21 protein-coding genes are annotated in these 21,843 nt (G+C 72.6%); 7 read left to right on the forward strand and 14 right to left on the reverse strand.

What is annotated here, in order from left to right; translation table 11 throughout:
* Positions 1-44: 44 nt before the first annotated feature.
* The 4 genes from IE244_RS10565 to IE244_RS10580 all read right to left on the reverse strand — a co-directional run bounded on the left by IE244_RS10565 (position 45) and on the right by IE244_RS10580 (position 4,769).
* Positions 45-1,556, reverse strand: a complete 1,512-nt coding sequence (locus IE244_RS10565; protein WP_191872768.1) for a glycoside hydrolase family 3 protein — start codon at positions 1,554-1,556, stop codon at positions 45-47.
* 8 nt (positions 1,557-1,564) lie between these two features.
* Complete coding sequence (locus IE244_RS10570; protein WP_191872769.1) at positions 1,565-2,395, reverse strand: carbohydrate ABC transporter permease; 831 nt, start codon at positions 2,393-2,395, stop codon at positions 1,565-1,567.
* A complete protein-coding gene (locus IE244_RS10575) occupies positions 2,392-3,390 on the reverse strand; it encodes a carbohydrate ABC transporter permease (RefSeq protein ID WP_191872770.1) in 999 nt (332 codons plus the stop codon). Before IE244_RS10575 ends, IE244_RS10570 begins: the two co-directional genes overlap by 4 nt.
* Positions 3,391-3,488: 98 nt before the next feature.
* Positions 3,489-4,769 (reverse strand): extracellular solute-binding protein, encoded by a 1,281-nt coding sequence (locus tag IE244_RS10580; protein WP_191872771.1) that lies wholly within the window; start codon positions 4,767-4,769, stop codon positions 3,489-3,491.
* Between the two features lie 324 nt (positions 4,770-5,093).
* Here IE244_RS10580 and IE244_RS10585 point away from each other — a divergent pair, with 324 nt between their 5' ends.
* On the forward strand, positions 5,094-5,912 hold the full coding sequence (locus IE244_RS10585) for a GntR family transcriptional regulator (RefSeq protein ID WP_191872774.1): 819 nt from the start codon (positions 5,094-5,096) through the stop codon (positions 5,910-5,912).
* A 60-nt stretch (positions 5,913-5,972) separates the two neighbouring features.
* Here the strand turns inward: IE244_RS10585 and IE244_RS10590 are convergent, their stop codons facing one another.
* Positions 5,973-6,404: a DUF6299 family protein gene (locus tag IE244_RS10590; protein ID WP_191872776.1), complete on the reverse strand. Its 432-nt coding sequence runs from the start codon at positions 6,402-6,404 to the stop codon at positions 5,973-5,975.
* 233 nt (positions 6,405-6,637) lie between these two features.
* On the opposite strand from IE244_RS10590, the gene IE244_RS10595 reads away from it, so the two are divergent.
* Positions 6,638-6,841, forward strand: a complete 204-nt coding sequence (locus IE244_RS10595) for a DUF5999 family protein (protein WP_191872778.1) — start codon at positions 6,638-6,640, stop codon at positions 6,839-6,841.
* Between the two features lie 10 nt (positions 6,842-6,851).
* On the opposite strand, the gene IE244_RS10600 is transcribed toward IE244_RS10595, so the two are convergent.
* Positions 6,852-7,250, reverse strand: coding sequence for a RidA family protein (locus IE244_RS10600; RefSeq protein WP_191872780.1), 399 nt, complete (start codon positions 7,248-7,250; stop codon positions 6,852-6,854).
* Complete coding sequence (locus IE244_RS10605; protein WP_191872782.1) at positions 7,247-8,383, reverse strand: acyl-CoA dehydrogenase family protein; 1,137 nt, start codon at positions 8,381-8,383, stop codon at positions 7,247-7,249. The genes IE244_RS10600 and IE244_RS10605 overlap by 4 nt, the downstream gene beginning before the upstream one ends.
* A 335-nt stretch (positions 8,384-8,718) precedes the next feature.
* On the opposite strand from IE244_RS10605, the gene IE244_RS10610 reads away from it, so the two are divergent.
* Together IE244_RS10610 and IE244_RS10615 are read left to right on the forward strand one after the other, a co-directional pair.
* Positions 8,719-10,311 (forward strand): AMP-binding protein, encoded by a 1,593-nt coding sequence (locus IE244_RS10610; protein WP_191872784.1) that lies wholly within the window; start codon positions 8,719-8,721, stop codon positions 10,309-10,311.
* A 15-nt stretch (positions 10,312-10,326) separates the two neighbouring features.
* Entirely contained in the window at positions 10,327-11,139 is an 813-nt protein-coding gene (locus IE244_RS10615) for a PaaX family transcriptional regulator (protein WP_191872787.1), read from the forward strand.
* A gap of 145 nt (positions 11,140-11,284) precedes the next feature.
* Here the strand turns inward: IE244_RS10615 and IE244_RS10620 are convergent, their stop codons facing one another.
* Positions 11,285-13,552 carry a bifunctional salicylyl-CoA 5-hydroxylase/oxidoreductase gene (locus IE244_RS10620; protein ID WP_191872789.1) on the reverse strand — a complete coding sequence of 756 codons (2,268 nt, stop codon included), beginning with the start codon at positions 13,550-13,552 and terminating at the stop codon, positions 11,285-11,287.
* A 6-nt stretch (positions 13,553-13,558) separates the two neighbouring features.
* Positions 13,559-14,386: an enoyl-CoA hydratase family protein gene (locus tag IE244_RS10625; RefSeq protein ID WP_191872791.1), complete on the reverse strand. Its 828-nt coding sequence runs from the start codon at positions 14,384-14,386 to the stop codon at positions 13,559-13,561.
* Between the two features lie 296 nt (positions 14,387-14,682).
* On the opposite strand from IE244_RS10625, the gene IE244_RS10630 reads away from it, so the two are divergent.
* Positions 14,683-15,138, forward strand: a complete 456-nt coding sequence (locus IE244_RS10630; RefSeq protein ID WP_031169109.1) for an ATP-binding protein — start codon at positions 14,683-14,685, stop codon at positions 15,136-15,138.
* On the opposite strand, the gene IE244_RS10635 is transcribed toward IE244_RS10630, so the two are convergent.
* From IE244_RS10635 to IE244_RS10645, 3 genes are all read right to left on the reverse strand, one after another.
* The gene (locus IE244_RS10635; RefSeq protein ID WP_191872793.1) at positions 15,095-16,561 is read right to left on the reverse strand and encodes an amino acid permease; all 1,467 of its coding nucleotides are present in this window, start codon (positions 16,559-16,561) and stop codon (positions 15,095-15,097) included. The two genes, IE244_RS10630 and IE244_RS10635, sit on opposite strands and share 44 nt — an antisense overlap.
* 120 nt (positions 16,562-16,681) lie before the next feature.
* Positions 16,682-17,692 (reverse strand): ornithine carbamoyltransferase, encoded by a 1,011-nt coding sequence (gene argF / locus IE244_RS10640; protein ID WP_191872795.1) that lies wholly within the window; start codon positions 17,690-17,692, stop codon positions 16,682-16,684.
* Between the two features lie 62 nt (positions 17,693-17,754).
* A complete protein-coding gene (locus IE244_RS10645; RefSeq protein WP_191872797.1) occupies positions 17,755-18,978 on the reverse strand; it encodes an arginine deiminase in 1,224 nt (407 codons plus the stop codon).
* A 145-nt stretch (positions 18,979-19,123) separates the two neighbouring features.
* Between IE244_RS10645 and IE244_RS10650 the strand changes: the two genes are divergently transcribed.
* Positions 19,124-20,302 (forward strand): SPFH domain-containing protein, encoded by a 1,179-nt coding sequence (locus IE244_RS10650; RefSeq protein WP_191872799.1) that lies wholly within the window; start codon positions 19,124-19,126, stop codon positions 20,300-20,302.
* Positions 20,299-21,189 carry an NAD(+)/NADH kinase gene (locus IE244_RS10655; RefSeq protein ID WP_191872801.1) on the forward strand — a complete coding sequence of 297 codons (891 nt, stop codon included), beginning with the start codon at positions 20,299-20,301 and terminating at the stop codon, positions 21,187-21,189. The genes IE244_RS10650 and IE244_RS10655 overlap by 4 nt, the downstream gene beginning before the upstream one ends.
* Here IE244_RS10655 and IE244_RS10660 read toward each other — a convergent pair.
* A complete protein-coding gene (locus tag IE244_RS10660) occupies positions 21,186-21,467 on the reverse strand; it encodes a hypothetical protein (protein WP_229854039.1) in 282 nt (93 codons plus the stop codon). The two genes, IE244_RS10655 and IE244_RS10660, sit on opposite strands and share 4 nt — an antisense overlap.
* Positions 21,443-21,586, reverse strand: coding sequence for a hypothetical protein (locus tag IE244_RS41850; RefSeq protein WP_229854040.1), 144 nt, complete (start codon positions 21,584-21,586; stop codon positions 21,443-21,445). Before IE244_RS41850 ends, IE244_RS10660 begins: the two co-directional genes overlap by 25 nt.
* Positions 21,587-21,843: the final 257 nt, after the last annotated feature.

Below are 21,843 nucleotides of genomic sequence, written 5' to 3' on the forward strand. Positions count from 1 at the left end.
ATGAAGCGGCCGCCCGCGCCCGCGGGCGGCCTCGGGTCCGTGGGTCAGCCGGCGACGACGGCCTCCGCCGCCGCCACGCCGCAGACCCGGGCGGCGCCGTAGGTGGCGATGTGCAGGGCGCCGCGCGGGGCGGCCTGCGGCAGGCCCATCTCCACGACGACGGTGTCGGGGCGGGCGGCGAGCAGGGCGTCGAGGGCGGCGCCCATCCAGGGGTGCCGGTGCTCGTCGCGGACCACGGCGACGATCCGGCGGCCGTCGGCGGCGGCGAGGGCCGCGGTGCCCGCGCCGTCGCCGGTGAAGGTGCCGGCGGCGGTGCCGGGCAGCAGCCGCTCCAGCTCGGCGGCCACGCCCCAGGGGGTCTGGTCGCCGACGGCGATGTTCGGGGCCGGGTTGAGCCGGGCCACGTACACCGCACCGGTGACCGGCGCGGCGGTCGCGCCGCGGGTCACGGTCAGGGCGCGGCGGGCCGCGACCAGTCCGATCTCCGGGTGGGGTTCGGTGTCCGCCGCGCCGCCGCGGGCCGTGGCCGTCCACCGGGCCAGGGCGCGCACCCGGGCGGCGGCGTCGGCCAGCCGCTCCTCGGGCAGTTCCCCGGAGCGTACGGCGGCCACGAGCGCGTCCCGCAGCTTCAGCACGGTGCCCTCGTCGCACAGCCCGCCGCCGACACAGATGGCGTCGGCGCCGGCCGCGATGGCGAGGACCACGCCGTGTTCCAGGCCGTAGGTGCCGGAGATGGCGCGCATCTCCATGCCGTCGGTGACGATCAGGCCCTGGTAGCCGAGTTCGCCGCGCAGCAGCTCGGTGAGGATGCGGCGGGAGAGGGTGCCGGGGCGGTCGGGGTCGAGGGCGGGGACGAGGATGTGCGCGCTCATGATCGCCCGTGTGCCGGCGGCGATGGCGGCGCGGAACGGCGGCAGTTCGCGGGCGTAGAGGGTGTCGGCGTCGACGTCGATGCGGGGGACGGCGTGGTGGGAGTCGACGTTGGTGTCGCCGTGGCCGGGGAAGTGCTTGGTGCAGGCGGCGACGCCGGTGGACTGCAGGCCCTCGACCCAGGCCGCGGTGTGCCGGGCGACCAGGTCGGTGCTCGCGCCGAAGGACCGGACACCGATGACGGGGTTGCCGGGGTTGGCGTTGACGTCGGCGGAGGGCGCCCAGTCGAAGGTGACGCCACAGGCGGCCAGGCGCCGGCCGAGCTCGCGGGAGACGGCCCGGGTGAGGCCGGGGTCGTCGACCGCGCCGAGGGCGTGGTTGCCGGGGAAGGCGGAGCCGGTGCGCACGTCGAGGCGGGTGACGTCGCCGCTCTCCTCGTCGATGGCGACCAGCAGGTCGTCCCGCTCGGCACGCAACTGGGCGGTGAGGGCGGTGACCTGCTCCTCGCTGACGACGTTGCGGCCGAACAGGGCGACGGAGGCGAGGCCCTCGCCGAGGCGGCGGCGCACCCAGTCGGGGGCGGTGGTGCCGTCGAACCCCGGCTGGAGGACGGCGAGGGCGTCGCGGGTGAGGGTGAGACCCGCGGCGGAGCCGCTGTCGGACCCCGTGGTGGCGAGTGTGGTCATCGGCGGGGTCATCCCTTCACGGCGCCGTCGGTGAGACCGCTGACAGCCTTGCGTTGCAGGAAGATGAAGAGGATCAGGATGGGCAGCGCGAACAGGGACGAGGCGGCCATCGTGGCGCCCCAGTCGTCGCCGAAGGCGGTCTGGAACTGCGACAGCCACAGCGGCAGGGTCTGCTTCTCGTTGTCCTTGTTGAGGATCAGGACGAGCGGGAACTCGTTCCAGGCGGTGATGAAGCCGAACAGCGAGGTGGCCATGAGGCCGGGCGCGAGCAGCGGGAAGATCACCCTGCGGAAGGCCTGGACGCGGGTGCAGCCGTCGACCATCGCGGACTCCTCCAGCTCCTTGGGCACGGCGGCGACGTAGCCGCGCAGCGTCAGGATGGTCAGGGGCAGCACCATCATCGTGTAGAAGACGGTGAGCGGGACCAGGCTGTCGAGCATGTCGTTGTCGCGGACGATCATGTAGATGGCGATGATCATGACCTCCCAGGGGGCCATCTGCGCCAGCATGAAGGTCACGATGAGTCCGCGCCGGCCCCTGAACCGCATCCGGGCGAGCGCGAAGGCGGCGAACAGGGCGATGACGAGGGACAACAGCACCGAACAGAGCGTCACGGTCACGGAGTTGCCGACCAGCGTCCAGAAGTTGTCCGCGTGGACGGCCTTCTCGAAGTGGCTGAACGTGACGTTCGCCGGGAACCACACCGGGTTCTCGGAGATGATGTCACCGGTCGGCTTGAAGGCCGTCGCGAACATCCAGTAGACGGGGAACACGAAGCCGGCGAAGAGGACGACGGCGGTGGCGTTGGGCCACAGACGGCCGAAGAGCGAGCGCTTCACAGTTCGTCCTCCTCTTGCTTGAGCACCATGCGCAGGTAGTACGAGGTCATGACGAGCAGCACCGCGATGGTCAGGAACGAGATGGCCGCGCCGACGCCGAAGTGCTGGTTGCCGACGCCCTGGACGAAGGCGTAGATCGGCAGGGTCTCGGTGAGGTGGTCGGGGCCGCCCTCGTTGATCGCGAAGATCTGGGCGAACGCCTTGAAGATCCAGATGACCTCAAGGAAGGTCGTGGAGTACAGGAAGGGCCGCAGGATGGGGAAGGTCACCGAGGTGAAGCTCTTCCAGGCGCCGGCGCCGTCCAGGGACGCGGCCTCGTAGAGCTCCTTGGGGATCGTGGTGGTGGCGGCGTAGAGGTTGATCGCCACGAAGGGGACCGACCCCCAGACGAGCAGCAGGATGATCACGGTGAACGTGGAGGTCTGGGTGCCGAACCAGTTGTAGTCGGCCATGGAGTGCCAGCCCAGCTTGTCCAGGACCCAGTTGACGACGCCGAAGCGCTGGGCGAACAGCCACTGGTAGACGGTGGTGGCCGCGATGACCGGCATGGCCCAGGCGAGGACGAGACCGATCATGAGCAGCAGCCGCATCCTCTTGCCGAGGCGGGCGAGGAGCAGCCCGATCAGGGTGCCGGTGACCATGATCAGGACGACGTTGACCGCGGTGAAGACCACCGAGCGCTCGACGACGTTCCAGAAGTCCGAACCCGTCAGGACCTCTTGGTAGTTGTCGGTCCCGTTCCACTCGGTGAGGTGCTGGATGAGCTGGCGCGGGTTGAGGTTCTGGAACGACAGCATGCCGTTCTTCACCAGGGGCCAGCCGAGCAGGACCACCGTGGCCAGCAGCGCGGGCAGCAGGAGGAGGTAGGGGGCGGCGGTCCCGCGGCGGGCCGGGGGCCGGGAGCCGCGGTCCTCACCCCTGGGCGGTCCCGGTATCCGGGTCTTGCGGACAGCGGGCTCCCCGGCCGTGTCCGTGCCTTCGGTCTGCACTGACATGAGTTGCCATCTCTTCCGTGGCCGTACGAACTCCCTGCGCCGCGGTGGGAACGGCACAAGGAGCCGGGGGCGCCCTGTGCGGCGCCCCCGGCGGGACATCAGTTCTGCTGGGCCAGGCGCTTGTTGATCTCGCCCTCGACGTCCTTGGCGGCCGCCGCGGGAGCCTTACCGTTGAGCACTGCGGTCATGTATGACTTGATCGGGTTCGGGGTGTTCTCCACCGCGGCCCACTCCGGGATCAGCGGGGTGGTGCCGCCGCCCGCGGCGGCGGGCGCGGCGGCCTCGGCGGCGCCGTTGCCCTTGAGGTTGCCCTGCAGGGACGTCTTGTTCGGGATGACGCCGTTGAGCTTGGCCAGTTCTCCCTCGTACTGGTCGGACAGGGCGATCTTCAGGAACTCCTTGGCCAGCGACTGCTTCTTGCTGTTCTGGGCGACGGCCAGGTTGGAGCCGCCGAGGAAGACGCCCTCGGGCTTGTCGGCGCTCGCGCCGGGGATGGTGAAGTAGCCGAGGTCCTTCTCGATGGCCTTGTTGGCCTGGATGGCGGTGCCGGCCTCCCAGCCCATGCCGATGAACGCGCCGGTCTTGCCCTTGGCGAAGATGGTGGCCTGCTGCGGGGTGGCCTCGTCCTTGTCCTTGGGGGCCTTGGAGTAGGAGGCGTACTTCTTGTAGAGGTCCATGGCCGCGGCGACCTTGGGGTCGGCGAGGTTGGAGACGTACGTGTCGCCCTGCTTCTTCACCAGGTCGCCGCCCTGGCCGATGATCAGGCCGTCGAGGAAGTACCAGTTCTGGCCCGGCAGGTAGAGGGGCTCGGCGTCGGTCTTCTTGCCGATGGTGTCCAGGTCCTTGAAGAACTCGTCGCGGGTCTTCGGGGTGTCCTTGATGCCGGCCTTCGCCCAGATCTTCTTGTTGTAGATGACGACGCGGTTGGCGAAGTACCAGGGGGCGGCGTACTGCTTGCCCTCGTACACCGAGGACTGGGAGACCGAAGGTGTCCAGTCGGCGCCGGTCTCCTTCTTGAGGTCGGCGAGGTCGGCGAGACCGCCGGTGGCCGCGTAGGCGGGGGTCTGGGTGTTGCCGACCTCCAGGACGTCCGGCGGGTTGTTCTCGGAGAGGGCCGTGGTGATCTTCTGCTGGATCCCGTCCCACTTCTGGATCTCGAACTTCAGCTTCGCGCCGGTCTTCTTCTCGAACGCGGCCTGGACGTCCTTGGTCCACTGCGGCGGCGCGGAGCCGTCCATGGTCCAGACCGTGAGCGTCTGGCCCTTCCAGCTGTCCGGTCCCGCGTCCTTGCCGCTGTCCTTGCCGTCGTTTCCGCCACACGCCGCAACGGAGACCATCATGCCCGCGATCACGATCGCGGCAGCGAGCTTGCGCTTCACGCCACCCTCCTCAGGGATGCCACTAACCCCCCACGCCCTCGGCGGTGACCTGCGTACGACGCTGTTGCACGTAGGGCTCGGGACCTGGCCGCTAATGGTGTAGACCAGTACGGTGGAGCTTGGCCTAGACCTTTCGGGGTGTCAAGGGTGGCCAGGAAAGCCGATTCCGGCCGTTACGAGAACGTCACCGGAGCGCGTCCGTCCACATCCGCCCCTTTCGCCCGGCGTCCGGCTGGACCTGGCCCGGTGGAGGCGAGTTGGACTAGACCATAGGGCAGTTGGTCGCTATAACGGGAGACCGTCGACACAGCCGGGAAGGCAGGCATGACCACCGACGTCAGCAGCGCCCAGCCGTACTCAGGGGCGTCCGGCCGCACCGCGCGCGTGCCGAAGTACTACCGGATCAAACAGCGGCTGCTCGCCATGGCCGAGGAGTTGCAGCCCGGCTCGGCGATGCCGGCCGAGCGGCTGCTCGCCGTGCGGTTCGACACCTCACGGACCACCATCCGGCTGGCGCTCACCGAACTCGTGGGCGAGGGACGCCTGGACCGGATCCAGGGCAAGGGCACCTTCGTCGCCCAGCCCAAGCTGTCCCGGACGCTCCAGCTCACCTCGCACACCGAGGACATGCGCGCCCAGGGCCTGACGCCCGCCTCGCAGGTGCTGGACATCGGGGAGGTGCCGGCGGACGAGAGGCTCTGCGCACTGCTCGGCATCGGAATCGGCGAACGGGTGCTGCGCATCGAGCGGCTGCGGCTGGCCGGCGGCGACCCGATGGCGATCGAGACGACCCATCTGTCCGCGCGCCGCTTCCCCGGCCTGCGCGCGTCCCTGGCCACCTACCCGTCGCTGTACACGGCGCTCGCCGAGGTGTACGGCGTCCATCTCGCGGAGGCCGACGAGACCATCGAGACCTCGCTGTCGACCCCGCGCGAGGCGCAGTTGCTCGCCACCGACGTGGGCCTGCCGATGCTGCTGCTGTCCCGCCACTCGCGGGACGCGGAGGGCCGGCCGGTGGAGTGGGTGCGCTCGGTCTACCGGGGGTCCCGCTACAAGTTCGTGGCCGCCCTGCGCAGACCCGACGGCCGGGTGGTCCGCCGCGGACCGGCCGCAGCGGACCGGGACGTGAGCGGCCGCGCCTGATCCGGCGGCGCGGCCCGCGCGTACCCGGGGTCCGCGGCCGGCGGCGTGGCGCGAGCCCGGTCACTTCCGGGTGAGCGTGATGTCCTTCGCCTGGACGGCGTGGAAGGACGGCAGCAACAGCAGGCCGCTGGAGCGCAGCTCCGTCACCGTGGCCTGGACGTGGGCCTTGCCGGCCTTGAGGGAGTCCGGCGAGACCTTCCCGGTGTTCTCCCACCGGTGCTCGGCGCCGTCGCACCGGGCGACACTGCCGCCGATGCCGTACACGGTCTTGCTGTCCTTGTCGCCCTGGCTGACCGCGGAGCTGACGAAGGCGGCGCCCGTCGCCCCGGTGCACCGGTAGGTGCCGGAGAGGGTGACGGTGCCGTCCTCGGTGATGTGGCCGGTCTTGTCGACGGTCACGGTCTCGGACGCGCCGGCGGCGGCCGGGGCGACGGCCGCGCACAGCAGGGCCGCGGCGCCGAGGGCCGCGGCGAGGGCGGGGCGAGCCGGCATGGGGTACCTCCCGGTGTTCGTGAGCTCAGGGCTTCACTCGTACCGGGCGGCCGGGCCGGCAGGCGTGATAGTCACTCCTTCGGTGGCGCGTCTTGGAACCGTCCGGGAGTTGTCCGCGTGTTGTCACGCTTCACGACAGGCGGTTCCGGGGCGTTCACGGCGGGAGCATGGTCTGGGTATGCGGGTGCCGGCCGAACGCGCCGGCCCCCTCACCGCAGATGTGGAGGTGCGCCATGTGCTCCTGTCCGTCCTCCCCCTCCGGGTGCCCCGTGTCCCGCACCGGCACGCCGCACCCGGTGGCCGCCCACCCCGAGCAGGGCTGGACCCTGCTGTGCGACGGCTCCATCGTCTTCGACGACGGCGGGGAACTGCACCCGGACGGCAGCGTGGTGCCGCCGCGCCGGGTCCCGGCCGAGCGGCTCGCGGTGGCCGCCTGACCCGGGCTCCCTACGGCAGCACGGCGAACCCGTCCAGCTCCACCAGCGCCTGCTCGTCCCACAGCCGTACGACCTCCACGACGGCCATCGCGGGATAGTCCCGGCCCGCCGACTTCCGCCAGATGCGGCCCAGTTCGCGGACCTGGTCGCGATAGGCGGCCACGTCCGTGGCGTACACGGTGACGCGGGCGAGGTCGGCAGGGGTGCCGCCGGCCGCGCGCAGGGCGGTGAGGAGGTTGGTGAGGGCCCGCTCGAACTGCTCGGGGAGGGTCCCCCCGGTGATCTTGCCGTCGGGGTCGAGGGCGGTCTGGCCGGCGAGGAACACCACGCGCGAGCCGGCCGCGACGACGACGTGCGAGAAGCCCGTGGGCGGGGACAGCTCGGGCGGGTTGACGCGCTCGGTGCTCACCGGGCCTCCTCCGGTCGTGCCGTGGCGTACAGCTCCTTGGCGATGATGCCCCGTTGGACCTCGCTCGCCCCCTCGTAGATGCGCGGGGCGCGCACCTCGCGGTAGAGGTGTTCGAGGAGGTGGCCGCGGCGCAGGGCGCGGGCGCCGTGCAGCTGGACGGCGGTGTCGACCACGAACTGCGCGGTCTCGGTCGCCAGTAGTTTGGCCATCGCGGCGCGCTTCGGGACGTCGGCGGCGCCCTCGTCGTACGCGGTCGCCGCCGCGTACACCATCAGCCGGGCCGCCTCGGTGCGCAGCGCCATCTCGGCGACCTGGTGGGAGACGGTCTGCAGGTCCCGCAGGGTCCCGTGGAACGCCTCGCGCCGCCGGGTGTGCGCGACGGTCGCGTCCAGGGCGGCCTGGGCCATGCCGACCGCGAAGGCGCCGACGCTGGGCCGGAAGAGATTGAGGGTCCCCATGGCGACGGCGAAGCCACGGTCCCTCTCGCCGAGCACGTCGTCGGCGCCGACGGGGACGGCGTCGAAGTCCAGGGCGCCGATGGGGTGCGGCGAGAGCATCTCCAGCGCGCTGCCGGTGAGGCCGGGCCGGTCGGCCGGGACGAGGAAAGCGGTCACGCCGCGGGCTCCGGCACCGGGTGTGGTGCGGGCGAAGACGGTGTAGAAGTCGGCTTCGGGGGCGTTGGAGATCCAGCACTTGACGCCGGTGAGCCGCCAGCCCTCGCCGCCGTCGGGCTCGGCCGCCAGGGAGAGCGCGGCCGCGTCCGAGCCGGCCCCGGGCTCGCTCAGCGCGAAGGCGGCGACCGCGCTGCCGTCGGCGACCCGGGGCAGCCAGCGCTCACGCTGCGCGGGGCTGCCGTGGGCGTGCACGGGATGGGCGCCGAGTCCTTGCAGGGCGAGGGCGGTCTCGGCCTCGGTGCAGGCCTGGGCGAGGGACTCGCGCATCAGGCACAGGTCGAGGGCGCCGGAGGCGAACAGGCGTGCCAGGAGCCCGAGTCGGGCGAGTTCCGCGAGGAGCGGCCGGTTGACGTGTCCCGGTTCGCCCTTGTCCGCGAGCGGGCGCAGCCGTTCGGCGGCCAGTGTGCGCAGCTCGGCACACCAGGCGGTCTGCTCCGGTCCGAGTGAGAATGCGGGCACTGCCGGTCCTCCCTCCGGGGCGGGCCGCCAGGACCGTACCCCGTCGCCGTCCGGGCCGACGCCACCACGGCGCCTCCCGTCCTGTCCGGGGGACCGGCCACCGGCCCCCCACCCCGCCACCGTCCGCGGCGGGCCGTCGCGCCCCCTCACCACTACCACCCGAAGCGGGCCCGGGCCCTCTTCACCCTCACCTTCCGGGGCGGGCCGTCGCGGCCCCCTCCCACTTCCCACGGTATCGCGCAAGCTTGACTGCCGTCACCAACACGATACGCTCGAATCGCGAGCCCATCACGACGCCCGTCTCGACGCCAGCCACGGCAAGGGGGCGAACCGCCATGCATCGCTCGGCCCACGTCGACACCTTCGCGCGCGACCATCTGCCGCCGCCGGACGAGTGGCCCGAGCTGCGGTTCGACCTGCCGGAGCTGCGCTACCCCGACCGGCTCAACTGCGCCGCCGAACTCCTGGGCCACGCCGACCCGGCCCGCCCGGTCTTCCACACCCCGGACGGCCCCAGCTGGGCCTACGGTGACCTGCGCGAGCGCGTCGACCGGATCGCGCACGTGCTCACCGGCGACCTGGGGGTGGTCCCCGGCAACCGGGTCCTGCTGCGCGGCCCCACCACGCCCTGGCTCGCCGCCTGCTGGCTCGCCGTCCTCAAGGCGGGCGCGATAGCGGTCACCGTGCTGGCCCAGCAACGCGCGCACGAGCTGGCCACGCTGTGCGACATCGCCCTGGTGCGGCACGCGCTGTGCGACATCAGGTCGGTGGACGACCTGGCGAAGGCCGACATACCCGGGCTGCGGATCACCACGTACGGCGGTGACGGCCCCGACGACCTCCTCAACCGCCCCGGGCCCGGCACGCCGTACCCGGCGGTCGACACCGCGGCCGACGACGTGGCCCTGATCGCGTTCACCTCGGGCACCACCGGTCACCCGAAAGGGTGCATGCACTTCCACCGCGACGTGCTGGCGATCGCGGACACCTTCTCGGAACATGTGCTGCGCCCCCGGGCGGACGACGTCTTCACCGGCAGCCCCCCGCTCGGCTTCACGTTCGGCCTGGGCGGCCTGGTGGTCTTCCCGATGCGGGCCGGCGCCAGCTCCCTGCTCCTGGAGGACGCGGGCCCGCGCCGGCTGCTGCCCGCGATCGCCGAGCACGGTGTCTCGGTCCTCTTCACCGCCCCGACCGCCTACCGCGCCATGCTGGAGCTGCTCGACGGGTACGACCTCTCGCCGCTGCGGCGCTGCGTGTCGGCCGGTGAGAACCTGCCCGCGGCCACCTGGCGGGCCTGGCACGAACGCACCGGCCTGCGCGTCATCAACGGCATCGGCGCGACCGAGCTGCTGCACATCTTCGTCTCCGCCGCGGACGAGCACATCCGGCCGGGCACCACGGGTATTCCCGTGCCGGGCTGGCAGGCGCGCGTGCAGGACGCGCAGGGCACACCGGTGCCCGACGGCGAGCCCGGCCTGCTCGCCGTGCGCGGCCCGGTCGGCTGCCGCTACCTCGCCGACCCGCGGCAGCGGGAGTACGTGCGGGGCGGCTGGAACGTCACCGGTGACACCTATGTCCGCGAGCCCGACGGCTACTTCCGCTATGTGGCCCGCGCCGACGACATGATCATCTCCGCCGGGTACAACATCGCCGGACCGGAGGTGGAGGACGCGCTGCTGCGGCACCCGGACGTGGTGGAGACGGCGGTCGTGGGCCGGCCCGACGAGGCCCGCGGACACGTGGTCGTCGCCTACACGGTGCTGCGCGACGGGGCCGCACGCGACCCCGAGCCCCTGCGCGCCTTCCTCAAGTCCGAGCTGGCGCCGTACAAGTGCCCGCGCGAGTTCGTCTTCCTGGACGCCCTGCCCCGCACGGCCACCGGGAAGCTCCAGCGGTTCCGGCTGCGCACCGAAGGTGACCGGCAGTGATGCCGACGACCTAAAATGATCAACGTGTCCGACCAGCACGCCCCCAGGTCCCTCATCGTCACGCTCTACGGCGCGTACGGCCGCTTCATGCCCGGCCCGGTGCCCGTCGCCGAGCTGATCCGGCTCCTGGCCGCGGTCGGCGTGGACGCGCCCTCCGTCCGCTCCTCCGTGTCCCGGCTCAAACGGCGCGGCCTGCTGCTGCCGGCCCGCACGGAACAGGGCGCGGCCGGCTACGAGCTCTCCCCCGAGGCACGCCAGTTGCTGGACGACGGCGACCGGCGGATCTACGCCACCACACCCGTTGAGGACGCGGGCTGGGTGCTCGCGGTGTTCTCCGTTCCCGAGTCGGAACGGCAGAAGCGGCATGTGCTGCGCTCCCGGCTGGCGGGCCTGGGCTTCGGCACGGCGGCCCCCGGCGTGTGGATCGCCCCGGCCCGGCTGTACGAGGAGACCCGGCACACCCTGCGCCGGCTGCAGCTGGATCCGTACGTGGACTTCTTCCGGGGCGAGCACCTGGGCTTCGCGCCCACGGCCGAGGCGGTCGCCCGCTGGTGGGACCTGGCCGCGATCGCCAAGGAGCACGAACGCTTCCTGGACGCGCACGCCCCGGTCCTGTACGCCTGGGAGCACCGTCCGGACACCCCGCCCGCGGAGGCCTACCGCGACTACCTCCTCGCCCTGGACTCCTGGCGCCACCTGCCCTACACCGATCCCGGCCTGCCCACCCCGCTGCTGCCCGCGGGCTGGCCGGGTGTGCGCTCGGCGGAGGTCTTCCGGGGACTGCACGCCCGCCTGCGGGACGCGGGGGCGCGCTTCGCGGGGGTGTGAGGGGGCAGGTGCGGAACCGGGCCCCGGCCGGCCTGGCCCGGCGCGCCAGGACGGCGAACCTGCGCGCGCATGCCCCGGCTTCCCCGTGGTCCCAGCTCATCTCCCCGGCGTCGCGCCCGACCCGGACGAGCTGCCGTACCCCATCTCAGCCGCCCAGTGACAGCCGGGGCCTGGGGGCGTCCGTGCGGCCCGTCTGGGGAGGCCTGCGGCCGGCGCGGTAGGGCGCGGGCCAGACGGCGCCGGGGCCGTCGTAGCCCTGCTCGGCCGCCGCGTGCAGGGTCCAGTGCGGGTCGTACAGATGCGGGCGGCCCAGTGCGCACAGGTCCGTCCGCCCGGCGAGGAGGAGCGAGTTGACGTCGTCCCAGGAGGAGATCGCGCCGACCGCGATCACCGGGACGCCCACCTCGTGCCGGATGCGGTCGGCGAACGGCGTCTGGTACGACCGCCCGAACTCCGGCTGCTCCTCGGCCACGACCTGCCCGGTGGAGACGTCGATCGCGTCGGCGCCGTGTGCGGCGAAGGCGCGGGCGATCCCGACCGCGCTCTCGGCGCTCGTGCCGCCCTCGGCCCAGTCCGTGGCCGAGATGCGGACCGTCATCGGCCGCTCCGCCGGCCACACCGCGCGTACGGCGTCGAAGACCTCCAGCGGGAACCGCAGCCGCCGCTCCGGCGAGCCGCCGTAGGCGTCGCCGCGGTGGTTGGTCAGCGGGGAGAGGAAACCGGAGAGCAGATAGCCGTGGGCGCAGTGCAGTTCCAGCAGGTCGAATCCGGCGCGGGCGGCCCGCCAGGCGGCGGCGGTGAACTGCTCTCGGATGTCGGTCAGTTGGGCCCGCGAGAGCTGCCTGGGGGTCTGGCTGCCCGGTTTGTACGGCAGCGGGGAGGCGGCGACGAGCGGCCAGTTGCCGCGCGGCAGCGGCTCGTCCATGCCCTCCCACATCAGCTTCGTGGAGCCCTTGCGGCCGGAGTGGCCGAGCTGGACTCCGATGGCGGTGCCGGGCGCCTGGGTGTGCACGAAGTCGGTGACGCGCCGCCACGCCTCGGCCTGCCGGCCGGTGTAGAGCCCGGTGCAGCCCGGCGTGATCCGGCCCTCCTCGCTGACGCAGACCATCTCGGTCATGACGAGTCCGGCCCCGCCGAGGGCGCGGGCGCCGAGGTGGACGAGATGGAGGTCGCCGGGGACGCCCTCGTGGGCGGAGTACATGTCCATGGGTGACACGACGACCCGGTTGCGCAGGGTCAGGCCGCGCAGCCGGAACGGGGTGAACATCGGCGGTGTTCCGGGCGGGCAGCCGAACTCGCGCTCGACGGCCTCGGTGAAGCGGGCGTCGCGCAGCCGGAGGTTGTCGTGGGTGACGCGGCGGCTGCGGGTGAGCAGGTTGAAGGCGAACTGGCGGGGCGGCCGGCCGAGGTACAGGCCCAGGTTCTCGAACCACTCCAGGCTCGCCCGCGCGGCCCGCTGGGTGGAGGCGACGACGGGTTTGCGCTCCTCCTCGTAGGCCGCCAGGGCGCTCGGCACGTCGGGGCGTTCCGCCAGGCACGCGGCCAGGGCCAGCGCGTCCTCCACGGCGAGCTTGGTGCCGGAGCCGATGGAGAAGTGGGCGGTGTGCGCGGCGTCGCCGAGCAGGACGACGTTGCCGTGCGACCAGTGGTCGTTGACGACCGTGCGGAACGTCGTCCACGCCGAGTTGTTGGAGTGCAGGGGCCGGCCGCGGAGCGCGTCGGCGAAGATCTTGGCGCAGCGCTCGACGGATTCGTGTGCACCGAGTTCGTCGAACCCGGCCGCTCGCCAGACCTCCTCCCGCATCTCGACGATGACGGTGGAGGCGTCGGCCGCGTAGGGATAGCCGTGCAGCTGCATCACGCCGTGTTCGGTCTCGGCGATCTCGAAGCGGAAGGCGTCGAAGGGGAAGTCGGCGGCGAGCCAGATGTAGCGGCAGCGGTGTTCGCTCACCCGGGGGCGGAACGCGTCGGCGTACGCGGCGCGGGTGGTGCTGTGGACGCCGTCCGCGGCGATGACGAGGTCGTACCCGGCGGAGAGGGTGTCGGGGGCGGGGGCCTCGGCGGAGAACCTCAGGTCCACGCCGAGGGATCGGCAGCGGTCGTGCAGGATCCCGAGGAGACGGCGCCGGCCGAGCGCGGCGAAGCCGTGGCCGCCCGAGCGGTGTGTGACACCCCGGTGCACGATGTCGATGTCGTCCCAGCGGACGAAGTCCCGTTGCAGCGCCTCGTAGACCACGGGGTCGGCGTGTTCGATGCCGCCGAGGGTCTCGTCCGAGAGGACCACGCCGAAGCCGAAGGTCTCGTCCGGGGCGTTGCGCTCCCAGACCGTGATCTCACGACTCGGGTCGAGCCGCTTCAGCAGCGCCGCCGCGTACAGGCCGCCGGGGCCACCGCCGATGACCGCCACACGCATGAAAGGTCACCTCCCCCGCCACTTCGGCTGGCGCTTCTCCGTGAAGGCCGCGTGGAACTCGGCGTAGTCCTCGCCGTTCATCAGCAGGGCCTGGGTCGAGGCGTCCAGCTCGACGGACGCCGCCAGGGGCATGTCCAGCTCGGCCGTCAGGAGCGCCTTCGTCTGGGCGTGGGCCAGGGCCGGGCCGTCGGCGAGGCGGCGGGCCAGTTCGCCGGCCGCCTCGCCGGCTCGGCCCTCCTGCGTCAGTTCGCTGATCAGGCCGATGCGCTCGGCCTCGGCCGCCCGCACGGGTTCGCCCAGCATGAGCAGCCGGGTGGCGTGGCCCAGGCCGACGACCCGGGGCAGCAGATAGGCCGCGCCCATGTCGCCGCCGGACAGACCGACGCGGGTGAAGAGGAAGGCGAAGCGGGCGGTCGGGTCCGCCACCCGGAAGTCGGCCGCCAGCGCCAGGACCGCGCCCGCGCCCGCCGCGACCCCGTGCACCACGGCGATCACCGGGAACGGGCACTCCCGGATCGCCCGCACCACCTGGCCGGTCATCCGGTTGAAGTCGAGCAGCTGGGCGGTGTCCATGGCGAGGGTGGCGCCGATGATCTCGTCGACGTCGCCGCCCGAGCAGAAGCCCCGTCCCTCGCCGGCCAGCACCAGGGCGCGTACGGCCCGCTCCCGGGACAGCTCGGCCAGCAGGTCGCGCAGGTCGGCGTAGGCGCCGAAGGTGAGCGCGTTGAGTTTCTCGGGACGGCTGAGGGTGACGGTGGCGACCCCGTCGGCGAGCTGGAGGCGCAGGTGCTCCCAGTCGGAGGTGCGGGCGGCGGAGCCGGTGAAGGGACTCATGACGTGCGGCCTCCTAGGGGGGCGGTGCCGTACGTTGCGCGGTCCTTCGAAGCTATCACTTGTTTGTGACTGTCGTCACGAGTACGCGACAGACCACCGTCCGATTGGCCGAGTCCGGTCACGCGCGTCACCGGTCGGCGACAGCGCCGTAACAGTGGGCGCGGCCGTGCGAGGCGGGACGTTCACCGGGGTAAGCCGCCGGTACCGGGGACGAGGGTCCCGGGCGAAGCCCGACGACGGTCTGTGGTGGCCGGGCCCGTACCATTCCTACAGTCGAAAGCAGGACAGCCTGCTCCATGAACGGACTCGCCTTGCACGAACGCCCCACCGAACCGGCCTCCTGGCGCATCGCGCTGCCGCACACCGCCGCCGCGGTGCCCGTGGCACGCGCCCTGGTGCGCACGGCCCTCGCCGAGGTGGAGCACCCCGCCGACTGCGACACCGCGGAACTGCTGACGGCGGAGCTGGTGGCCAACGCGGTGGAGCACACCGCCGGGCGCGGCCCGATCGAGCTGGTGGTGGAGCTGTTGCCGACCGGCTGCCAGGTCGAGGTGCACGACCCGGACCCGGCGCCGCCCGGCCATCTGACCCGGCCCGTGATCGAGGAGCCCGACCCCTGGCAGGAGGGCGGGCGCGGCCTGCTGCTGATCCGCGCCCTCAGCTCGTCCTGCGGTCACCGCCCCACCCCGTCGGGCAAGGCGGTGTGGTTCAGACTGCCTGTGATTCCCGCTCAGCGGCGACGCTCGGCGTGACCTCGGGGGCAGCCTCGGCCCCGGCGGCCGCCTGGGCCAGCGTGGAGTGCCGGCGGCCGTAGCCGGCGTAGATCAGCAGCCCCACCACGAGGAACACGGCGAACTGCAGCCAGGTCTGCCAGCCGGTCTCGTACATCAGGTAGAGGCAGAAGGCGACGCCGAGCAGCGGGCCCACGGGGTAGAACGGGACGCGGAAGCTGCGGCTGAGGCCCGGTTCGCGGCGGCGCAGGGCGATCACCACGATGTTGACGACGGCCATGATGGCGAGCGTGCCGATGGTGCACAGGTTCATCACGGCGTCCAGGGAGGCGAAGGCCGCGGGGAGCGCGAAGACGCCCGCGACGATCAGTGTGCCGGCGACCGGCGTGGAGGTCTTCGGGTTCACCTTCTCGAAGACGCGCGGGATCAGCCCGTCCCGGGACATCGACATCAGGATGCGGGTCTGGCCGTACATCACCGCGAGGACGACCGAGGCGATGGCGACGACCGCGCCGAAGGCGATCACGCCGCCGCCGACGGCGGAGCCGGTGACCTCGTTGACGACGTAGGAGAGGGCCGCGGGGCGGCCTGCGACCTGCTTGCCGCCGATGGCGCCGATCGCGGCGAGCGCGACCGCGCAGTACAGCAGGGTCACGATGCCCATGCAGACCATGATCGCGATCGGGATGTCCCGGCGCGGGTTCTTGGCCTCCTCGCCGGCGGTGGTGATCGCGTCGAAGCCGATGTAGGAGAAGAACGCGGCCGTGGTGCCCGCGCCGATGCCGCCGAGGCCGGCCGGCGAGAACGGGGTGAGGTTGCCGTGCTTGAAGGCGCTGTAGCCGATGGCGCAGAAGGCCAGCAGGATGACCAGCTTGACCGCGGCCATGGCGGCCGTCGCCCGGGCGCTCTCGCGCACGCCGCGCACCAGCAGCACCGAGGCCATGGCGATGACGATCACGGCGGGGAGGTTGACGATCCCGCCGTCGCCCGGGCCCGCGGACAGCGCGGCCGGGAGCTGCACGCCGGTGAGGCTGTGCAGCAGTTCGTTGACGTACTGGCTCCAGCCGACGGCGACGGCCGAGATGGAGATGCCGTACTCCAGCAGCAGGCACCAGCCGACCAGGAAGGCGGTGGACTCGCCGAGGCCGGCGTAGGCGAAGGAGTACGAGGAGCCGGAGACCGGGATCGCGCCGCCCAGCTCCGCGAAGGAGAAGGCGGTGAAGACGCAGGTGATCGCGGCGAGGACGAAGGAGACGACGACGGCCGGGCCGGCCTGGGCGACGGAGTCGGAGAGGCCGACGAAGATGCCGGTGCCGACGATGGCGCCGACGCCGAAGCAGATGAGCTGGAAGAGGCCCATCGTGCGCTTCAGGCCGTGTCCCTCGCGGTCGGCGCCGGATTCGGCGACCAGCAGGTGCGGGGACTTGATGCGGGGAGCGGGCATTGCGGGTGGTGCTCGTTTCTGGTGGTGCGGGCGACCGGTGGGCCGCGGCGATGACGCCGGAAATGGGTGGTTCCGGGCCGTCGGTCAGGATAAGGCGAGGTCGGGGCGGTGGACCAGGGGTTACCGGCCGAGTGTGGCGACCAGCACCGCCTTGATGGTGTGCAGGCGGTTCTCGGCCTCGTCGAAGACGACCGAGTGCGCGGACTCGAAGACCTCGTCGGTGACCTCCAGCGAGTCGAGACCGTAGGTCTCGTGGATCTCGCGGCCCACCTTCGTGCCGAGGTCGTGGAAGGCCGGCAGGCAGTGCAGGAACTTCACGTCCGGGTTGCCCGTGGCGCGCAGGACGTCCATGGTCACGGCGTACGGCGCGAGCGCCTTGATCCGCTCGGCCCAGACCTCCTTCGGCTCGCCCATCGAGACCCACACGTCCGTGGCGACGAAGTCGGCGCCCGCGACGCCCTCCACGACGTCCTCGGTGAGGGTGATCCGGGCACCGCTCGCCGCGGCCAGCCGCCGGGCGCGGTCGACGATCTCCGCGGCGGGCCAGTAGGCCTCGGGAGCGGCGATCCGCACGTCCATGCCGAGCAGCGCGCCGGTGACCAGGTAGGAGTTGCCCATGTTGAAGCGGGCGTCGCCGAGGTAGGCGAAGGCGATCTGCCGCAGCGGCTTGGCGCTGTGCTCGGTCATGGTGAGCACGTCGGCGAGCATCTGGGTGGGGTGCCAGTCGTCGGTGAGGCCGTTGTAGACGGGCACCCCGGCGTGGGCGGCCAGCTCCTCGACCTTGGCCTGGCTGTCCCCGCGGTACTCGATGGCGTCGAACATCCGGCCGAGGACGCGGGCGGTGTCCTCCACCGACTCCTTGTGCCCGATCTGCGAGCCGGCCGGGTCGAGGTAGGTGGTGTGGGCGCCCTGGTCGGCGGCGGCGACCTCGAACGCGCAGCGGGTGCGCGTCGAGGTCTTCTCGAAGACCAGGGCGATGTTCCGGCCCCGCAGGTGCCGCGTCTCGGTCCCGGCCTTCTTGGCGGCCTTCAGCTCGGCGGCCAGCTCGACCAGGCCGCGGAACTCCTCCTCGGTGAAGTCCACCTCCTTGAGGAAGTGGCGGCCGGCGAGGGCGGTCGGGACTGTCGCCATGGGGGGCGCTCCAGAGGTACGACTACAGATGACTCTGGAAGTCTATACGAGCATTCACATTTCTATACAGCGTCCCGCTCCACGGGACAGCTCATGCACCGGGGACCTCCCCGGCCCCGCCCCAGCTCGCTGCCCGGGATCTCGATCACCTCGATGCCCTGCTTGCGCAGGTGCGTGTTGGTGGTCGAGTTGCGCTCGTAGGCGACGACGACCCCGGGCTCGACGGCGAGGACGTTGCAGCCGTCGTCCCACTGCTCGCGCTCGGCCGCGTGCACGTCCTGGGTGGCGGTCAGCACCCGGATCTCGCCGAGGCCGAGGGCGGCGGCGATCGCGCGGTGCATGTGCTCCGGCGGATGGTCGGTGACCTTCAGCTCCTTGTCCGCGACCCCCGGCTCGATGGTGTACGAGCGCAGCATGCCGAGGCCGGCGTACTGGGTGAAGGTGTCGCCGTCGATCATGGTCATCACGGTGTCCAGATGCATGAAGGCGCGCCGCTTGGGCATGTCGAGCGCGACGATCGTGCGTGCCGAGCCGGCCGCGAACAGCTTGTGCGCCAGCATCTCCACGGCCTGCGGAGTGGTGCGCTCGCTCATGCCGATGAGCACGGTCCCGTTGCCGATCACCAGGACGTCGCCGCCCTCGATGGTGGACGGGTGGTCGGCCTGCCCGCGGGACCAGACATGGAACGTCTCGTCACGGAACAGCGGATGGTGCCGGTAGATCGCCTCGAAGTGGACGGTCTCCCGCTGCCGGGCGGGCAGGCGCATGGCGTTGATGGCGACCCCGTCGTAGATCCAGGCGGAGGTGTCGCGGGTGAAGAGGTGGTTCGGCAGCGGGCCGAGGAGGAAGTCGTCGAGGTCCATCACATGGAAGCGGACGGAGGTCGGCTCCGTGTGCGCCTCCAGGAACTCCCGCTTGGTCATGCCGCCGACCAGCGCCTCGGCCAGCTCCGGCGCGGGCAGGCCGTCGAAGACCGCGCGCAGATGGTCCGTCGCGAGCGGGCCGTACTCCTTCTCGTCGAAGACCCGGTCCAGGACGAGCGTGCGGGCCTGGGGGACCGCCAGGGTCTCGGCGAGCAGATCGCCGAAGAGGTGCACGGCGACCCCGCGGTCACGCAGCACGTCGGCGAACCCGTCGTGCTCGGCGCGCGCCCGGCGCACCCACAGCACGTCGTCGAAGAGGAGGGCGTCCTTGTTGCTGGGGGTGAGCCTTTTGAGCTCCAGGTCGGGCCGGTGCAGGATCACCCGGCGCAGCCGTCCGGCCTCGGAGTCGACGTGGTATGCCATGCCTCCATCCTGGCCGTCGCCGCCCGCCTTCACGCCCTTGTCGACCGTTTCTGCCACTTCCTGTTTTCGTCGTCTTGACGAGAAATGCCTCTCCGTCTTATCGTCTCCATGACGAAAAACGGGGGCGGGACAACGAGGGGGTTCCATGGCCGACATCACCCGGCGCCTGGGCTGGCGCCATCTGCGGGGCGCGCCGACCGCGCACATCCGGCACCACCGGTCGGGCACGCTGGTGCACGACGGCCCCGGGCTCAGCTTCTGGTTCCGGCCGCTGTCCGCGGCACTGTCCGAGGTGCCGGTCGACGACCGCGAGCTGGCCATGACCTTCCACGCCCGGACGTCCGACTTCCAGGACGTGTCCGTGCAGGCCACGGTCACCTACCGGATCGCCGACCCCGCCGTGGCGGCCGCAAGGCTGGACTTCTCCGTCGACCCGGACACCGGCGCCTGGCGCGGCACGCCGCTGGAGCAGCTGGGCACGCTCCTCACCGAGACGGCCCAGCAGCACGCGCTGGACGTCCTGGCGCGCACCCCGCTCGCGGCGGCCCTGGTGGACGGCGTGACGGCGGTCCGCGAGCGCGTCGCCTCCGGCCTGGGCGCCGAGCCGCGGCTGCCGGCCACCGGGATCGAGGTGGTCGCCGTACGGGTGATGGCGCTGCGGCCGGAGCCGGAGGTGGAGCGGGCGCTGCGCACACCGGCCCGGGAGCAGATCCAACAGGAGGCCGACCGGGCGACCTACGAGCGGCGGGCCGTGGCCGTCGAACGGGAACGGACCATCGCCGAGAACGAGCTGGCCAGCCGCATCGAACTCGCCCGCCGCGAAGAGCAGTTGGTGGAACAGCGGGGCACCAACGCCCGCCGCGAGGCCGAGGAGGAGGCGGCGGCGGACGCGGTGCGCGCCCGGGCGGAGGCGGCCCGCTCGGTGCGGCTCGCCGAGGCGGAGGCCGAGCGTTCGGTGAAGCTCGCGGAGGCCGAGGCCGCCCGGTCGCTGCGGCTCACGGAGGCCGAGACGGTCAGGTCGCGGCAGCTCGCCGAGGCCGAGGCCGCTCGCACGGCTCTGCTGGCCGACGCCGAGGCGGCCCGGGCGGTACGGGTAGCCCGGGCCGAGGCCGAGGGCGCGCGCGAACTGGGCGAGGCGCGGGCCGAGGCCCAGGCCGCCTGGCTGCGGGTGCACACCGAGGCCGGCGTCGACGGCGCCACGACCCTGCACGCGCTCACCGCCACCCGGCTGGCGGAGAACCTCCCCCGCATCGACAGCGTGACCGTCTCGCCCGACGTGCTGACCGGGCTGCTCGCCCGGCTCGCCCCGGGGGCGGCCGAGTGAGCCTCGCCCCGCGCGCCGTGCTGGTCCACCGCACCACGGAGTACGAGGAGCTGGTGGCCCGGCACGGCACGCACGGCCAGGCCGCCTTCTTCCTCGCCTCCCGGGGCCGCGACATCGAGGAGGTCGCCGACCGCCACCGGCGTGCCCGCCGCGCGCTGGCCGAGGTGACTGCGGCGGTGCCGCTGGCCTGGCGGCAGGCGCGGCTGGAGCGGGGCGACCTGGACCGGTTCCTGTTCGCGCCCGAGGACGTCGTCGTGGTGATCGGCCAGGACGGGCTGGTCGCGAACGCCGCCAAGTACCTCACGGGCCAGCCGGTGATCGGCATCGACACCGACCCCGGCCGCAACCCGGGCGTGCTGGTACGGCACCGCCCCGGCGACGCGGCGAAGCTGCTGGCGGCATCGGGCACGTCGGTGGACGAACTCACCATGGTGGAGGCCGTCGCCGACGACAGCCAGCGGCTGCGGGCGCTCAACGAGATCTACCTGGGCACGCCCGGCCACCAGACCGCCCGGTACCGGCTGGGCCTCGACGACGACGGGGGTGTCGTCGAGGCCCAGGCATCCTCCGGGGTGCTGGTCGGCACCGGCACCGGCGCGACCGGCTGGCTGCGCTCGGTGTGGCAGGAGCGGGGCAGCCGGATCGCGCTGCCCTCCCCCACCGAGGAACGGCTGGTGTGGTTCGTCCGGGAGGCCTGGCCGTCACCCGCCACCGGTACGGCCCTGGTGGCGGGGGAACTGGCCGCCTCGGCGGCGCTGACGGTGACCGTGGAGTCGGACCGGCTCATCGCCTTCGGTGACGGCATCGAGACGGACGCGCTCCAGCTCACCTGGGGGCAGAGGGTCCGGGTCGGGGTGTGCGCGCAACGGCTGCGGCTCGTCGGTTAGATCGCGGTGCACGGGACGGGCCAGCGCCGGACGCGCGGGGGCAGGGCCGCCGCCCAGCCTGCGGCGGCCGGCACCAGCCGCTCGGCGACCAGGACAGCCACCGCCTCCGGGTCGGTCGCGTGATAGAGGGTGCCGTAGCGGTAGCCGGCCCGCCGGTCGGCCAACTCGTCCTCGACACGAGGCAGTTCGGCGGGCGGCGGCAGGTGGCGCAGAACGCCGGTGCCGTACGGCGGACCGCCCGCCGCCCGCCAGGTCACCGCCAGGCGAGGCCCTGGCACTCGCGCAGGAAGCACACCGCCTCCGCCGTCCCCCGGCCCGCGCCGCCGAGGCCCGGCGGCTCGGCCGCCCCCACCCGCCCGCTGATCCGGTACGGCACGGCGGCGGACAGCGCGCTCATGCGGCCCCCTCGGGCAGGCGGACCGGCTCGCCCCAGGTCGGCAGGGACACATAGGTGGCCCCGTCGCGGAACGACAGGCCGAGCCCGAAGGCGTGTCGGACCCATTCGGCCAGGGCGTCCGCGTCCGGCCCGCGGCCGTCGGCGGTCAGCAGCCGGTGCAGCGCCGGCGCGCGTGCTCAGCGGGTCGGCCGCTTCTCCGGGACCGCCGGCCGGCGGCCGGTGCCGCGCTCCCCGTCGCGGCCCACGACCTTCTTGGT

Origin of the sequence: Streptomyces filipinensis, assembly GCF_014649495.1 — a bacterium.
GTDB lineage: Bacteria > Actinomycetota > Actinomycetes > Streptomycetales > Streptomycetaceae > Streptomyces > Streptomyces filipinensis.

Excerpts from the sequence above, each read along its gene's own strand:
- IE244_RS10645 (WP_191872797.1), bottom strand. The coding sequence starts at position 18,978 with ATGGCATACCACGTCGACTCCGAGGCCGGACGGCTGCGCCGGGTGATC.
- IE244_RS10590 (WP_191872776.1), bottom strand. The coding sequence starts at position 6,404 with ATGCCGGCTCGCCCCGCCCTCGCCGCGGCCCTCGGCGCCGCGGCCCTG.
- IE244_RS10635 (WP_191872793.1), bottom strand. The coding sequence starts at position 16,561 with ATGCCCGCTCCCCGCATCAAGTCCCCGCACCTGCTGGTCGCCGAATCC.
- IE244_RS10650 (WP_191872799.1), top strand. The coding sequence starts at position 19,124 with ATGGCCGACATCACCCGGCGCCTGGGCTGGCGCCATCTGCGGGGCGCG.
- IE244_RS10610 (WP_191872784.1), top strand. The coding sequence starts at position 8,719 with ATGCATCGCTCGGCCCACGTCGACACCTTCGCGCGCGACCATCTGCCG.
- argF (WP_191872795.1), bottom strand. The coding sequence starts at position 17,692 with ATGGCGACAGTCCCGACCGCCCTCGCCGGCCGCCACTTCCTCAAGGAG.
- IE244_RS10625 (WP_191872791.1), bottom strand. The coding sequence starts at position 14,386 with ATGAGTCCCTTCACCGGCTCCGCCGCCCGCACCTCCGACTGGGAGCAC.
- IE244_RS10615 (WP_191872787.1), top strand. The coding sequence starts at position 10,327 with ATGATCAACGTGTCCGACCAGCACGCCCCCAGGTCCCTCATCGTCACG.
- IE244_RS10565 (WP_191872768.1), bottom strand. The coding sequence starts at position 1,556 with ATGACCACACTCGCCACCACGGGGTCCGACAGCGGCTCCGCCGCGGGT.
- IE244_RS41850 (WP_229854040.1), bottom strand. The coding sequence starts at position 21,586 with ATGAGCGCGCTGTCCGCCGCCGTGCCGTACCGGATCAGCGGGCGGGTG.
- IE244_RS10595 (WP_191872778.1), top strand. The coding sequence starts at position 6,638 with ATGTGCTCCTGTCCGTCCTCCCCCTCCGGGTGCCCCGTGTCCCGCACC.
- IE244_RS10620 (WP_191872789.1), bottom strand. The coding sequence starts at position 13,552 with ATGCGTGTGGCGGTCATCGGCGGTGGCCCCGGCGGCCTGTACGCGGCG.
- IE244_RS10630 (WP_031169109.1), top strand. The coding sequence starts at position 14,683 with ATGAACGGACTCGCCTTGCACGAACGCCCCACCGAACCGGCCTCCTGG.
- IE244_RS10575 (WP_191872770.1), bottom strand. The coding sequence starts at position 3,390 with ATGTCAGTGCAGACCGAAGGCACGGACACGGCCGGGGAGCCCGCTGTC.
- IE244_RS10585 (WP_191872774.1), top strand. The coding sequence starts at position 5,094 with ATGACCACCGACGTCAGCAGCGCCCAGCCGTACTCAGGGGCGTCCGGC.